Annotated in this window: 10 protein-coding genes; 5 read left to right on the plus strand and 5 right to left on the minus strand. The window is 41.2% G+C overall.

What is annotated here, in order from left to right; all coding sequences use genetic code 11:
* Window positions 1-92: 92 nt before the first annotated feature.
* The 4 genes from ABDW32_RS07845 (at window position 93) to ABDW32_RS07860 (ending at window position 3094) form a co-directional block, all read left to right on the plus strand.
* Window positions 93-503: a DUF4783 domain-containing protein gene (locus tag ABDW32_RS07845; RefSeq protein WP_343561114.1), complete on the plus strand. Its 411-nt coding sequence runs from the start codon at window positions 93-95 to the stop codon at window positions 501-503.
* Between the two features lie 76 nt (window positions 504-579).
* Entirely contained in the window at window positions 580-1437 is an 858-nt protein-coding gene (nadC, locus tag ABDW32_RS07850; RefSeq protein WP_343561116.1) for a carboxylating nicotinate-nucleotide diphosphorylase, read from the plus strand.
* A gap of 15 nt (window positions 1438-1452) precedes the next feature.
* Complete coding sequence (gene plsY / locus ABDW32_RS07855) at window positions 1453-2103, plus strand: glycerol-3-phosphate 1-O-acyltransferase PlsY (protein ID WP_077436109.1); 651 nt, start codon at window positions 1453-1455, stop codon at window positions 2101-2103.
* A 160-nt stretch (window positions 2104-2263) separates the two neighbouring features.
* Window positions 2264-3094, plus strand: a complete 831-nt coding sequence (locus tag ABDW32_RS07860; RefSeq protein ID WP_343561121.1) for a M48 family metallopeptidase — start codon at window positions 2264-2266, stop codon at window positions 3092-3094.
* Between the two features lie 159 nt (window positions 3095-3253).
* Here the strand turns inward: ABDW32_RS07860 and ABDW32_RS07865 are convergent, their stop codons facing one another.
* From ABDW32_RS07865 to ABDW32_RS07885, 5 genes are all read right to left on the minus strand, one after another.
* On the minus strand, window positions 3254-4930 hold the full coding sequence (locus ABDW32_RS07865) for a DUF4998 domain-containing protein (RefSeq protein ID WP_343561123.1): 1677 nt from the start codon (window positions 4928-4930) through the stop codon (window positions 3254-3256).
* Window positions 4931-4954: 24 nt separating this feature from the next.
* A complete protein-coding gene (locus tag ABDW32_RS07870) occupies window positions 4955-6232 on the minus strand; it encodes a DUF4959 domain-containing protein (RefSeq protein ID WP_343561125.1) in 1278 nt (425 codons plus the stop codon).
* Between the two features lie 38 nt (window positions 6233-6270).
* Entirely contained in the window at window positions 6271-8226 is a 1956-nt protein-coding gene (locus ABDW32_RS07875) for a RagB/SusD family nutrient uptake outer membrane protein (RefSeq protein WP_343561127.1), read from the minus strand.
* A gap of 18 nt (window positions 8227-8244) precedes the next feature.
* Entirely contained in the window at window positions 8245-11370 is a 3126-nt protein-coding gene (locus ABDW32_RS07880; RefSeq protein WP_343561129.1) for a TonB-dependent receptor, read from the minus strand.
* 665 nt (window positions 11371-12035) lie between these two features.
* On the minus strand, window positions 12036-12512 hold the full coding sequence (locus ABDW32_RS07885) for a hypothetical protein (RefSeq protein WP_343561131.1): 477 nt from the start codon (window positions 12510-12512) through the stop codon (window positions 12036-12038).
* Window positions 12513-12980: 468 nt separating this feature from the next.
* On the opposite strand from ABDW32_RS07885, the gene ABDW32_RS07890 reads away from it, so the two are divergent.
* Window positions 12981-16202 (plus strand): carboxypeptidase regulatory-like domain-containing protein, encoded by a 3222-nt coding sequence (locus ABDW32_RS07890; protein WP_343561133.1) that lies wholly within the window; start codon window positions 12981-12983, stop codon window positions 16200-16202.
* Window positions 16203-16238 lie beyond the last annotated feature (36 nt).

The following is a 16238-nucleotide window of genomic DNA, read 5'->3' on the forward strand; positions in this document are numbered from 1 at the left end:
TGATACATCTATTGTGGAAACTGTTCTATCTTATATTGAGCTATATGAAACTTTTAAGCTATTGCGTACTTATATTTGTTTGTAGTCTTTTTATGCACACTAACGCCGCAGGGCATATTTCAAAAGATTTAAGCGAATCATCACAACCTATTTTACAGGTTGAGACCATGTCCTTGGGGAGTATTTCCGAAGAACTTAAAACCTATTTACGGGAGGGCAATGCAAAGAATATAGCCAAATATTTTGGTTCCAATCTTACCTTTTCCCTCTTAGGGGAAAACGGCGTGTATACCAAATATCAATCTGAGATTATGCTAGGCTCTTTTTTTAACCAACATAAGCCCAAGTCCGTCAAGCTGACCCAGGCCAGTAATACGAACAATGGTTATCAATACTTCACCTTCTCATTAGCTACCGAACAAGCTAATTATCGTGTATTTATCAAGATCGGAGCCGGATCCAATAACCAGACAATCGAAGAACTTCGGGTCGATAAAAGTTAGGTCAGCCTGTACTTTTTTATCATTCTATTTTTCGATTAAAAAATTATTCCACATCTTAGTCCAATAAATTGTATTTATGGAGAAGGAAATCAAGGATTATTTGGCTCAATTTGTAAAACAATCCGTTGCGGAAGACCTTGGCGATGGCGATCATACTTCGTTGTCCACGATAGCGGCAGAAGCGCAGGGAGAGGCGAAACTAATTGTGAAGGACGAGGGCATTTTGGCTGGTGTAGAAGTTGCCCAGGCGATTATGAATTACATTGACGAAACCTTGACCTGTGAGGTGTTTATCCAAGATGGGAGTCAAGTAAAAGTTGGTGATATTGCTTTTTATGTCCGCGGAAATATCCAGAGTATCCTATTGGCAGAGCGCTTGGTATTGAATGTGATGCAACGCATGAGTGGGATAGCGACGACAACCCGAAAATATGTGGAACTGTTAGAAGGTACGGATACAAAGGTATTGGATACCCGTAAAACGACACCTTTACTCCGTGTGTTGGAAAAGGAAGCCGTAAAAATCGGTGGGGGTACCAATCACCGTTTTGGATTGTTCGACATGATCCTGATCAAAGACAATCATGTGGATTATAGCGGTGGCATTATACCGGCCTTGACGCGTGCAAACGACTATCGAAAGAAATTAAATAAACCAATAGAAATAGAAATTGAGGTCCGAAATTTTGCGGAACTTGACGAAGTTCTTAACTTTGGCGAAGTGGACCGAATCATGTTGGATAATTTTTCACCTGCGGATGTGGCCAAAGCTGTTGGAATTATCGATCATCGATTTAAGACAGAAGCCTCTGGAGGAATAACATTTGAAACCATTCGGGCCTACGCAGAGGCTGGAGTAGACTATATCTCGGTAGGCGCTCTGACACACAGTGTCAGGAGTTTAGATCTTAGTCTGAAAGCCAAATTATTATAAGAACTGATTTAATTAATGATATCGATTTATTTAGTAATTGCAGTATTACTAGCTTATTTGTTTGGTTCTATACCGACAGCAGTTTGGTTGGGTCAGGCATTTTATGGCGTAGATGTTCGGGAGTATGGGAGTGGTAATGCTGGAGCGACTAACACTTTTCGCGTATTAGGACCGCGGGCTGGTTCCATTGTGATGTTTGTAGATATATTCAAGGGCTGGACCGCGACAAATCTCGCTTATCTGATCGAATTGGGGCAGAATACGAGTGACGTTCAATTTGTTAATTTTCAGTTAGCTTTGGGGGTGATTGCCGTAATCGGGCACCTATTTCCTGTGTTTGCGGGCTTCCGGGGTGGAAAAGGAGTGGCAACCCTGTGCGGGATGATCCTAGCCATACATACACCCGCAGCATTGGTCTGTGTATCTGTATTTGTAATTATCCTATTGACCACGCATTACGTATCGTTAAGTTCGATATCTGCTGGATTTGCTTTTCCATTTAGCTTGGCATTTATTTTTAAAACCACGATTCCTTCGGTATTACTTTATGGTATTGCCATCTGTGCACTATTGTTAATTACCCATCAAAAAAATATTGAGCGTTTGCTGAAAGGACATGAATCCAAGATTTATCTATTCAAGAAAAAAGCGAAGGCAAAAGAATAGGCACAATAATTGCATCTTAACAATAGTATTGAATAAATTATGTAGAAATATCCATGTTATAAAGCAGGCACCCTGCTGAAGATAATCTGGATGTTCCCTATAGCCATTGAAAAAAATAAATGGGCCGGCGCGCTTATAAATGCAATTGAAATAAACACAGATGAATAATAAAATACATATGAAAGGGATGTTTAAGTATTCGGCTATGGTAATGGCCTGTGTTGCACTGGCATCGGGCTTGTCAGGTTGTGCGACTTCAGCTGTTACCGGAAAAAAATATTTGAAGCTGGTTAGTGCAGACCAGGTCAACCAGCAAGCAGCATTAGCTTATAAGGATTTTTTGTCTAAAAATAGTGCAAAAGTGATTACCGGTACAGCGGATGCAGCGATGGTGAAACGTGTGGGTAACCGATTGGCAACAGCGGTCAACCAGTACCTGCAGAGTAAGGGGATTGCCAATAAATATAATTTCAACTGGGAATTTAACCTGGTAAAGAGTGATGATGTGAACGCTTGGTGTATGCCTGGTGGTAAAGTTGCTGTATATACAGGAATCCTACCGGTAACACGTACAGAAGCTGGTATGGCAACTGTAATGGGGCATGAAATTGCCCATGCTATTGAGGAGCATTCTGTAGCACAGGCTTCTAATCAGATGGCCCTGCAAATGGGGGGACAGATACTGGGCTCAGCTGCAGGCATGACAGGGAGTACTTCCCTTGGAATTTTTAACAACCTGTATGGCTTAGGTGGTAGTTTGGCACAGTTGAAATTCTCACGCAGCGATGAATCCTCGGCAGATGCGGCTGGATTGATTATTATGGCGTTGGCTGGCTATGATCCAAATGAGGCTATTGGTTTTTGGAAACGTATGGCCGCAGGCAGTCAAAAAGGTCAACCAGAATTTCTGAGCACTCACCCAAGTGATGCTAGACGTATTGCTGATATCGAGAAGCAGATTCCGAATGCGATGCGGTATTATAAAAAATAGCAAAAAAATACAAGCATAGTTTATATGCCTATATCGAACAAAACGGGAGTGTTGATCTTTTTCGACACTCCCGTTTTGATTTAAATTTGCTAGAATTTAGATTATAGTCTATTTTCAACGACTCTTCTAACAGTTTTTTGAGCAGATATTTTCTTGCTATTATTTCGAAAATCTGAAATTAGCAAAGTAATAGACGATATCTGCCGGAGGACTGAATGTTCCACCGGGTTCACCACCAATGTTAATAACGATTACCCTATTGTGTTTATCTTTTGCTGATGACAAATCGAGGGTTATATCCTTCCATTTGGTTAGATCGCTGTCCGGAATCGGGGTGGCATTTCTGTCCAGATCCCAGTATTCCTGCCCGAAAGCACTTTCACTGGAAAATGCCCACATGTAGTTCATAAATCTGGGCCACAGTTTTTGAAAAGCACTGTAATTACCTGTGAATTTTGATTTGTCGGGTGCATAGACTTTGAATTTAAGATACTTGTAGGTGGCGATATTAAATCGGTATTCCTTTGGAAGTGTAAATACAAAGGAAGCGCTCGCTGCCTTTAGTGTTATTTTCATCGGATTCACAATAGCTGTACCCGCTGGAGCATCCACCGCCGGATTGACAATATCCGTTGCCCAGTTATTGTCCTGAATCTTTCCATCCAAGAAGAAATTCATCGGAATTAAACTTTCATCTGGCTGTGCCACCCATTCGACAATGTTTTTGTCCTCATAGCGTTTCAACAGTTCATCTATTCCTAAGGAATTGGGGATATATTTAATTTTTTTGATTATCCCTAGATCTAGGAGGTCCAACATCGCTTGCGCATTCGCCTCAGATACTGCCGATACATGGCGTATAAAAGGCTGGAACTTACCGCCGCCTATTGTTTTAACCACACCATTTCTATTGTAATCAAGGGTCTTGAGGTTAAATATGTCACCTCCAGTCAGATCCAATTCAGTTACATTGGAAAAATAGAATAAATCCTGTAAGCTATTGGTGTGAATTGGAAAGGTCAGCTTTTTGATCCCTGCTGCGACATTCGCATTGAAGGTCGTAATTCCGTTAGCGACGAGGATATCCCGTTCTGTTGGATTGAAGGTTGTCTCTCCCGTCGGCATGGTAATGTCAAGTGTCTGTGTATAGGTAATGGAATCTATGATTTCTTGTCCACCTACTTTCGGGATCACATTATAGGACAGTTTCATGGCCACAGTTGACCCGGGATTGAGGTTTGCAGCAAATATACGTGGTGAGGCTCCCCGCGTTCCGGTAATTACTTTTCCGGTCTTATCTTTATATTCAAAAGAAAGACTTTTATAAGTCAATAAGATCGATGATAGTGAGCTCGCCCAGTCAATGACCATGGCATTTGGCGAGGTCATAATCCGTGGTGAAGCGATGACCAGGTTTTTTACGTCACTTTCGGTAAATGGGATGACAGCGATTTGCTGCGGTACCGACTTATTGTCAAATTCGTCTATTGTATAGACTTTGAACCGGTACAGTTTGGACTGCTTGAGGCCTTTGATATTCAGCCAGGAAACCAATGAATCAATGATGATTTTCTGGTTGTCATATTCAACAATCGTTTTATTGGATTTTCCCATCCGGATTTGACTCGAAGGAATCCGTCCTGCCTTTATCAGATCAATTTCGACCCGTTCATAGCCGATTTTAGCAGCGATAGTGTCATAGCGTTGCGGATACACAGTTTCCTCCGCGTAAGGTTTTATATTATCGTACATTTTCTTGCAGGAAAAGCTAAAAGCCATTAATGTCAAGACAACTAAAAAACCAGCTATTGTTCTGAACTTATTTTTTGTTTTCATACTTTATGTCTTTATTATTCCTGTTTAATTGCTTTTGCGTCCGTAAAGCGTGATTTCGGAAAGACAGTTTGCATCCTCCAATGTATAATCAGAGGTGAAACCCTTTAAAGCTTCATACCTGAACCATCTTGTCTTTTTGGTATACTTCGGATTATCGGGATACATATAAGCCATATCGCCAGCTTCACCTTTTTTTACATATTCCAGTTCACTGATCCCAAAAGGTACTGGAATAATGTGCTCTGATACGGGTTCCCAATCTTTTTTTGCATCATCCCAGATATACATTTTATATCTTCCAACATTTTCACTACGATAATACTGGCCTCTAGAGATATTGGCCAGTCCACCAGAGTGCCGTTGTACGGTAATGATGCGGCTCAGCTCATAATAGGCGCCCAGATCGATGATAAAGTTCCATGGCATATTGCCATCTGCCGTTTTTCCCGTCCGTCCTCTTCCATGTGTATGCATAAAGTTGAGGTTGTCGCCCCGGTCTATGATATCGTCTATTACATAACGTGAGCGCCCCTCCAGCCCGTCGCCAAAGGCCATGGGTATACCGCCGATGGAATCGGCTGCTTTGGGTAATATCCAGTCTTTTTTGGATATTTTTGTGTCCTCGAGAAGGGATATATTTCCTTTGTCGATAGTTGCTGTGGTATTTCCGTAGCTATCCTCGACACGGACTTTTACACTTACTTTTTCTGTCGGTGGGAGCACCAGGTCATTGACAAACCTACGGTCGGTCGGTAGATTGGATGAAAAGACGGAGGTCAGGCTGCGCGGTGTGCCATTTTGGTTAAATGTGAAGTCGACATACACATTGACATCCTGTTTGAGCTCATTTTCCCAGTCGAGGAAAAACGAGCTGAAGCCTGGTTTCACCTGTATGGAACTGGCGACGCGGGTAAAAGCGGGTTCCAGGGACCGCACCTTGACATCCAGTGGTTCTGACCGGTTGCCCGTACGGTCTACCGCATATAGTTTTATGGTATATTCATCCGTGCTGGGCAGTCCGTACACATCTAAAGAATCCACAAAATAAGAGGCCGAGAAGGTGAAAGACTTACCGTTGGGATTGGTGTATACGGCATCGATACTCATCAGGTCTTCATCTTTTGGGATATTGTAAAAAAAGCGGGCTCCGCCGTATAAGGGCGTATACCTGCGCAATTCTACCTTTCCGGGGGGCGTACTATCGTCCGCAGCCGGAGAAAATCGCTCAATCTCTTTACAGGCAATGAAAAGCAATAGAAGACTAAATGCGATATAGATATATTTGAAATTTAATTTGATCATGTTTTTCTTTTATTAGTTATTATCATAAGAATTTAGCATTACCAGCCTGGATTCTGGATAAGTTTACCATTTGTATTCATCTCATTGAGATCAATTGGCCACAAGCAATCCCGGATGGTGAAGCGTCGTTCCTGTTTGACATCGAGCACAAAGAATGAAGTACCCGAAGTACCGGTATGATTCCAGCCCCATATAGGCATTGAAAATGCTGATGTCGCCCTTTTATGGCGCATCATATCCCAAAAGTGGATACCTTCAAATGCAAACTCAATACTGCGTTCCTGTAAAATGATATCACGCAAACCTTCTTTTGTCCTATGCTTATTGACGGTCTTGGCCAGTGAAGCATCAGACCAGGCTTTTTCCACAGAAGGGATTCCGGCACGCTCACGCACACGGTTCAGAAGGGTGTATACCTCCTGAGATGGACCCGAGTATTCGTTCAATGCTTCCGCTTTCATCAGATACAAATCGGCCATTCGGATAATGGGATAAGGGAATTTTATTGTACGCTGCCAAGCTCCGGACTGCGACTCCGGGTGAACCATTTTTTGTGTGCCGATACCCGTAGCAAAAAAGTCTGTGGTGTGCTGCGAGGAGTTATAGCCTCCATGTGAATTTCCATAAAACATGGTATTGATGCGAACGGTATGTGCCCGCCAATAGCCGGCTGTAATCCCCAGATTGGCGTAGAAACGGGGCTCTCGGTTCATGTATAATTTAATAGTTTCGGTATTGGGCTGCATATAGCCATTCCAGTGCGTATAGCTGCTCTCACTGGACGCTGGTGTCTTGATGATTTCATATTTGTTGCTGAAATCATAGGTCAGATCCTCATCAATAGGCAATCCATTTTCGGTGTAGTAACGTTCTGCCATTTGATAGGTAGCACCCATCCATTGCCAAGAATAAGAAGGTTCGTTCACAACCCCGTCTCCATAGCCTTCAGGCAAGCGGATATTGGAGGAATGAGCCAATTCACCTTGGTTATAGTAATTGAGGTTTGAATTTCCCCAAACCAGTTCTTTATTCCATGGATCCACGATAAGCATCCGTAGATCATATAATGTCTGCATTCTTTCGGGATTGGCTGTGAATGCAGGACGGTCGTAAATAAAAGGCTCTTTGGCAAAATGATAGAGACCCAGCCCATTTGCCTCGCACAATGCAATTGATTCGTTAAGCGCATCAATGGCTGCCTTCCATTTCTCTTTATCCTCAGTCTGCGGAAAGAAAGGCTGCCCGTCACTATCCATAAAATCGCCAAAGTATTCGCGGTTGCCATTGAAAAATGGACTAGCTCTGAACATGAGTACCCTCGCTTTGATTGCTTTGGCTGCTACCTGGTCAATCTGTCCGAGGTTGTTTGATGATACACGTTCAGTCAGATTTGGAATAGCCTCATTCATGAGGTTTAATACATAATTAAAGCAATCCTCTACTTTTGAACGGCTCAAAAACAATTCCTCCGGTGTAGATGTTGGCGATGCAAGACCTGTAGGTAGAACGATGGGGCCATAGCGCTGAATTAGTAGAAAAGCAAAATAACCTTTTAGAAATTTGACTTGCGCTTTCCACTCTGCTTTCTCTCCTTCGGTCATGTCACGTACTTTATCGATATTGGCTAGGAAGACCTCACATTGACGTATACCCTGATAGAGCGGCTTACCACCTTCGGTGCCAGACCAAAGTCCGAGTTGTGGCGAGGTTTGCGATTGTAAGCCCCGCATAATACGGATCGCCCGCAGGTTGCCCGTATTGGAGTTTAAATCTAATCGGCCAAGCCATTCATCTCCCAGCGACCAAGAGGTTACATGTGTCTGATCGTCGTTGGGCAGGTAACTGTATACTTTTGCCAGCGCATTATAAGCTTCAACTTTGATATTGAATATATCTTCCAGTTTTAGGGTGTTGTCGGGTACCACATCGAGGTACTTGGAGCAGGAACCTAGAAAGAATGCTGTTGCAATTGCGATATATTTTATTGTTTTCATTTGTAAGTTCGTTATGCGTTAAAATGATAATTGAATACCAACATTAAACCGTCGGTTTGGGGGGTAACCGAGTCCATTTCGTCCTGTTTCCGGATCCCAGAGTTTGAATGGACTGAATACGGCCAGATTTTCGCCGCTAATATAGACCCGGCTGCCTTTGCCAAAACCAAAACGCTCTAAATTCCGCGGGCTGTAACCGATTTCAAGCGATTTTAACCGGATAAAAGAACCATCGCGCAACCACCAGGAAGATTGTTGTATATTATTATTGATGGGGTCTGTGGACAGACGCGGCCAGAATGCATGGGTATTGGGATTGGTCTCGCTCCAGTAGTCTTCGGCGATAATAGCCAATGCGTTTCTTCGGTTAGCGAAGGGAGCTATTCCATAAGATCCAGTATTTGGGTTGGATTCCGCGGTAGAGTTAATAAAGAAAGAGACATTTTTATTCCCCTGAAAGAAGAAGGAAAAATCAAAAGCTTTATAACCAGCAGACATACCAAAACCATATTGGATCTCCGGAACAGTAGGATAGCCCATTGGGATTCTGTCGTTATCATTGATAATGCCATCGCCATTGATATCCTTATATTTGATATCGCCAGCCATGTATTCCCCGAAATCCTGCTTTGGTGAATTATCAATTTCATACTGATCGACAAATAGCCGCTCGGCAAGCAATCCCCATTCTTGCCTCAAATTATGTCCAAGTTTTTTGAGGTAGGTATCTGAATAGTTTTTCTCGTCCAGTGCAAGATATTTATTGGTTGCATAAGTGAAATTGGCACGGGCGGAAAGCCAGAGATCTGTTTCGAAGAATTTTTGATAGGTCAACGAGCCATCAAATCCCTGTGAACTGACTTTGCCTACATTCCCACTGATTGCGGCCTCCAATCCTGCAGAGGCGGGGAAGTTCTCCCGTCGCATATAGATTTTGCTCCGTACATCTTTAAAAAAGTCACCCTGCAATTTAAGTGACTCATTAAAGAAGTTCGCTTCCACACCAACATTCCATTTTTCGGACTCTTCCCAGGTGATATCAGGATTAGCGTAGCGGTTTACATTAAATCCATTATAAGCATTCATAAAATCGGTTCCCCAACGATACATCGCATCATTACCCCTTGAAATATCCGATAGGTAAAAGAAGCGATCTTTTCGTTCGGCAATGGCATCGTTTCCGACACGTCCCCAGGTACCGCGTAGTTTTAATGTACTGACAACGGATTTAAGGGGTTCAAAAAAACGTTCGCTCGAAATCATCCAGCCCCCACCCAAAGAGGGGAAGAAACCAAAACGTTTTTGCCCCATGAATTTTTCTGAACCATTTAAACCATAGGCAAATTCTGCAAAGTATTTATTGTCGAAATCATAGGTCAGACGTCCCGAGTTGCCCATATTACGTTCGGGTAAGGTTTCGTAGATGGAGTTGCTATTTCCGGATGTCAGTAATTTTTCCTCAATCATCCCGACAGTCATGGCACCTAAGTTGTGGTTGCCGAAACTACGGTTCCAGTTAAATCGAGCTTCGAAATAATAATTGGAGCTGGCATCTCTTTTTGGATCCACATCGCCGAGCGTAGCCCGACCTGTTGTCGGGTTGAGCGCGTACAGACTGTACTCGCCGGTAATCTGATTGTAATTCTCCAGATCGTAGTAAAATGGATCATAGCTCCTGACGCCGGCATATTTGCTCCAGGTTGTTACCGAAGCCCGACCTTGAACTTTCAAGCCCGGTGTCAGAAAATCCAGGTCCTGCATCAGGGTTGCCTGTGCGGTGATGGTATTTTCATTGCGGTCTTCATAGCCCCGCACCATCTCCGCGTAGGGATTATCTTTGAGAGACCCTGTGACAAAAGTATTTCCAAATAAGGTGTGCTGGGTGAATTCGTTTTTGGCATCAGGAGAAAATACAGCCGGAAAATCAACGGGATTACTGTTCATTACCATCCGGAAGATATCGCTTGCCGATTTGAACGGCCCGTTATAACGTTCAAACCGTCCTTGGATCCGGGTGTCCAAGGTGGTTGTTTTCGTCAGCTTAAAGATGACATTTGAGCGGATAAAAAAGCGGTTGATATTGATGTTGTTATTGAAATTGTTTCGATCATCTACTTTCAGTAAACCAGACTCTTTGTCAAAACCACCCGATACATAGTATGTCGCCACCTGCCCGCCGCCACTCAGGTTGACATTGGCTTTTGTATTGACCGTATAGTTTTTGAGCAGCGTGTTATACCAGTCAATATTTGGGAAGATCATCGGATTTTCATTATCCATTGTCGACTGTATCTTCTGCTGGGAATAATAAGGACCAAGAATAGGAAACCTGGTCATACGGGCTTCATTATAGAGTTTCATATATTCAATGCCATCGACCATTTTGATTATTCGGGTTGGTGACGCGGTATTGACATCTACACGGGCATTTAGTGCAACGGGACCTTCTCTTCCCGCTTTGGTGGTGACCATGATAATACCATTGGCGCCGCGGGCACCGTAGAGTACGGTTGCTGAAGCGTCCTTTAATATCGAAAAGCTTTCAATATCATCCGGTTGTATGCGAGCGAGATTGTCGGTAGTGGATTCAAAACCGTCAATCAGGATCAGTGGGGAAGCCTGATAGCCGAATGTTGTCACCCCGCGGACAAAGAACTGGGCATTGTCGGCACCAGGTTCGCCTGAGTTCTGGAAGGAAATCACACCAGGGATACGTCCAGCAAAGGCGCTGGTCAGGTTGGTTGCGGGAATTTTTAGGTCCGAGGCTTTTACGGTGGTGATCGCGCCGACTACAGTTGCCTTTTTCTGTGTTCCGAAAGCGACGACGGTAACTTCATCGAGGCTCTTTCCATCGTCGTATAACAGCACTTCGATAATATTCTGTGGGCCGATGATACGGCTTTCATCTTTCTTTCCCACAAATTTAAAGACCAGGCTATCGCCTACAGCACCGGAGAGTTGAAACTCTCCATTTGCATCGGATTTCGTTACCGGAATCCTATTTTTGAGGATGGTAACACCTTCAATTTTCTCTCCATTTGATGCGTCTTTCACAATACCGGTAAGCTGCTTTTGCGCGAAAGACAGCATGGGTAAGACAAAGAGCATCAGGAAAAGAAATAGTTTTTCTTTTCGTTTTTGCATAATGTTAGGTAATTAGATAAATAAATTGGTTGATTTACACTGGGAAGAGTAGGCATAATGTTTCAATTCTTCCTTTTTAAAGACAAGGAGCCCCCAATACAGGAGTTGCCCTAAAAAATAAAAATGGTTTAAGGTGGTTTTTAAATAATTTGGTTATTTCTCCCTATTCAGATTTTCGGTATCATCCTGACTAGCTATTTCCCTCCTGGTCTTCTTGCTGGAGCCAGGGACAACAGTCAATGAGTTCTTTGTTTTTGCATAAAGGTTAGGTTTAGATTATACAAATCGGTTGTTTTCAAGTGAAAGCTAAAGAGCTTTCGATCTTATTTTTCCTTTCACTATTGCTATAACGATTTAAGCAAGATTTTGTTTGGAAAAAATTAAATTAAATGAAAAATATATTTGTTGTTGGAAGTTTAGTTTTCTGCTGTTTAATTATTTACAGGTTGTTTTTGCTGTTTTTCAAAATAATTACTTGGTCAAGAAGTGGAATTAGGACCTGTTTCAGCAGTAATACTTCGAAAGTGACTGTTTCTGCGACCGTATTATTAGGGTTTGTGTGGAAAAGGATAGAGAAGAGGAGGAGATCGATAGACAACGGAATAGCAGGGCTACTCCGTTGCAGTCTTGGAGGTGTTGACGGAGGTATTTTCAGCGTGTCTGGCTTATACTGCAGCAAACGCGTCGTGAATGCCTAATACAATTCCTATGAGGAGTCCCATAAAATTAAATCCGATGGTAATAATGACTATGATTCCGATAAACTTATAATGTTTTTTTAGCGCTTCGAGGCAGAGTTCAAGTTGGATGCTATCGCGGTTTTCGATGGCTTTTTTTGCTTTTGATCCGAAATTATACAGGAAATAGATCGGGAGACAGGAGAACGCCATCATGAGCAGGTAAAGTATACCGAAGGTTGATATCGTACCTGCTGAAACATATTCGCCCTGACCTAAGGATAAGGCACTTGCTCCAAAGATCAGGCTAATCATGGTTATAGCCGATAATCCGATAAAAATAAAACAGATAATAGCCAAAAAATTGGCCCATTTAGCAGCTGAAGCTAAGAAGGAAAGCCCTGCTGGAGACAGTTTGATGTCTTCGGGCTCTTGAAAAGATGAATTTTGAATACCGACTTCCATGAAAAAATGAGTTATAAAGGTGTGCGAATTTCTAAAAAGTTATCCGTTTTTAAAAGCAGATTATTATAGAAAACCAGTTCGCAAAGACAATAGTTTACAGTTTTTAAATAAATATAAGGCGCGTAGCGCAATGGCTACGTAAACGAGTTGATTAATAAAACGCTCGGTTGAAAGAAAGTTAATGAATTTTTTTTAAAAAGTTTAGGTCAGGAATGGAAGAATGTTGTTACAAATCCATCGAATCTGTTGACTGTGGAAAACTATTTTACATCTATAGGCTTCGCTGGGGATGGTGGTTTAAAAGGTGTTATAACGTTTTATTATAAAAAAAATTGTATTCTAAGGTAATGATGTTGGTGAAGATGATAGGAAGTGGATGTGCTATAGTATGTTAAGTTTATATTAAGTCCTTTGTTATTTAAAATCTCTTAGTAATTTTGCTTAACATTTTTTAACAAATCACATTATATGAAAAGATCTTTACTCTTTTTCGCTCTTGTCATGGCCAGTTACGGTGCTGTACAAGCTCAGGTTACGACAAGTAGCATGACAGGGGTAGTAACTCAAACTAATGGTACAAAAACAACTGGAGCAACTATTAAAGCCGTGCACGTACCTTCGGGAACTGTATACTCAAGTTCTTCAAATGAAGCAGGTAGATTCAGTTTGCCAGGCATGCGTGTTGGTGGCCCTTATCGAGTCGAGGTAACTTATGTTGGACAGAATCCAGTTGTTTACGAGAATGTTTATTTGCAATTGGGACGTGATTTGGAACTTAACCCGATATTCGGTGAGAGAGAAACAGTTATTGATGAAGTTACAGTCACCAGAACAAAAAAGGGACAAAACCTTAAAACCGGGGCTTCCACAAGTATTTCAAACCGACAATTACAAACTTTACCTACTATCTCAAGAGGACTAAATGATTTTACACGTTTAACTCCTCAGGCGGATATTAAAGGAGATGCTTTATCTATTGGCGGTATGAATAATAGATTTAACCAATTAACTATTGATGGAGCAGTTAGTAATGATGTATTCGGTTTGAGTAGTGGTGGTACTAATGGCGCGAGCACAGGAGTTTCTCCAATTTCTTTGGATGCAATTGAGGAGATGACTGTCCAGATTGCCCCATTTGATGTTCGAGCTGGCGGTTTTGCTGGTGGAGGAATCTCAGCTGTAACACGTTCAGGTACTAACAAACCACAAGCCTCAGTTTACTATTTTACCAGAAACCAAAATCTTACTGGTAAAACTCCTTATTCTTTGATTTCTGGAGACCAAGAGAGAAAGAAGTTAGATAATTTCAGCGAAAAGCAATATGGTGTTCGTGTTGGAGGACCGATCATTAAGGATAAATTGTTCTTTTTCCTTAACTATGAAAAGACAGAGAATAATACACCGCTAGGATTTGCTCCAGGTGTTGATGGTTCGAAATTTACAGTAGCCGAGCTAGAACAAATAGCGAATCGTGCCAAGGCTTTAGGATATGATGCGGGTAGTTTTTTAGACCAAGAAAGTAGCAATAAATCTGATAAAATCTTTACTAGATTCGATTATAATATCAATGAAAAGCACAAACTATCTGCTCGATATAGTTACGTTAAAGGAACTGCAACAGATTTAAGCCGTTCACAAACGGCATTGACTTTTTCGAATGGTGCAATTTTAAGAGAAAGCACTACAAATTCAGCAGTATTGGAGTTAAATAGTCGTTTTTCTAACACATTATCTAATAATTTAGTTATTGGTTACACAAAGGTAAGTGAACCAAGGTCAGCTCCTGGTAACCCTTTCCCTAGGGTAACTTTGCAGTTAGGCGATAGAAATGTAAATTTAGGTACAGAGCCATTCTCAACAGTAAATCAATTAGACCAAGATGTGTTTACACTTACAGATAACTTGACTGTTTATAAAGGTAATCACAGATTTACTTTTGGTACACATAATGAGTTTTATAAAATGTACAATGGATTTATTGGAAGTGCCTTCGGAAATTACACTTTTAGTAATTCGCCTGCAACTGATGTAAATCCTGCCACAGGAAAATCCTATACTGCTATTGAAAATTTTGAGCGTGGTTTGGCAAGTAGTTTCCAATATAATTATAGTAATACTGATGACCCAAGACAAGGGGCTGATTTTAAAGCGATGCAGTTGGGCTTTTATATTCAGGATGATTACCAGCTAGCATCGAATTTGAAACTAACAGGTGGTATCCGAGTAGATATTCCTATGTATTTAACAGATCCAATGGAGAATACGGACTTCAACAACTCAATTTTAGCAAAGCGATATGATGTTATGACCAACCGTATGCCAAAAACCGCATTCATGTGGTCGCCTCGACTTGGTTTTAATTGGGATATTAAAGGCGATAGATCTGCTATACTACGAGGGGGGCTTGGCATCTTTACTTCTCGATTCCCATTTGTTTGGTCAGCAGGTGCCTATACGCAAAGCGGTGCATTGTTGGGAGGAAACCAATTAAACGCAGGTTCTGGAAACGCACCAAATATTAACTTTATTGCAGATCCAAATAACCAACCTAAAAGTAATCAAGAAGTTAAGCCTTCTGGGAATATATCGGTATTAGATAAAAACCTAAAACTGCCTCAAATTGCTAGAACTTCCCTAGGATTTGATTATAGACTTCCTTGGGATATTCAGGGAACAGCTGAGTTCATGTATTCTAAAAATTTAAGTTCTTTTAAATTTACAGATCTAAACATGAAAGACCCTATTGGTCAATTGGAAGGCGCTGATAATAGATTATTGTATGGGGCAACAAACGCAGAAAAACGTGTTTTGCCAAATTATACTCAAGTCATTTATATTAATAATGTTAATCAAGGTTATTCTTGGTCGGCAACAGCCCAATTATCGAAATCATTTGCAAGTGGATTTTTCGGTTCATTAGCATATACTTATACTGAATCGAAAGATTTGTTTTCAGGCTCTTCTTCCCAAAACCAATCAAATTTCTTTAGAACGGCGTCAGTAAATGGTTCGAATAGTATCACTTTAGGACATAATCCATTTAGCACAGGAAGTAGAATAATCGGTTTTGCTTCTTACACGAAAGAGTATTTAGGGCATCTAGGAACTACTTTATCATTAGTTTATAACGGTCAATCGGGGGCCAGGTTTTCTTATTTAATTACAGGTGATCCAGGAAGATACTCAGCGGGAAGTGCTAGTGATCAATTTTCACTGATGTATATTCCTCGTGATAAGAGCGAAATCCGATTTGTTCAAAATGGGGATCAAACACCCGATGATCAATGGAATGCTTTTAATCAATTTATTGAAGCTAATCCTTATTTAAAAAATAGGAGAGGTAAATACGCTGAAAGAAATGGCGATAAAGCACCGTTCTCTCATAGATTCGATTTGAAAATATTACAAGATGTATTTACCAACATTGGTAATACAAAAAATAAAATTCAAATTTCATTGGATATTATGAATGTTGGTGCTTTAATAAATAAAAAATGGGGAGAACAATATTCAGGAGGGGGAAGTTTCTGGGACAATTCCTTCCGTGCAATAGCGTTTGATAGTTTTGTTAAGGATACTAAAATTCCTCAATACAAATTAGGGGACCTAAACAAAAATAGTCCTTATTTTGTCTCGGATATTCCATCAAGATGGTCTGCACAAATTGGTATTCGCTATATCTTCAACTAATCTGAAGAATATATCTTAAAAAGACCGTCCTGAATT

It is taken from the genome of Sphingobacterium sp., assembly GCF_039596235.1.
Classification (GTDB): domain Bacteria; phylum Bacteroidota; class Bacteroidia; order Sphingobacteriales; family Sphingobacteriaceae; genus Sphingobacterium.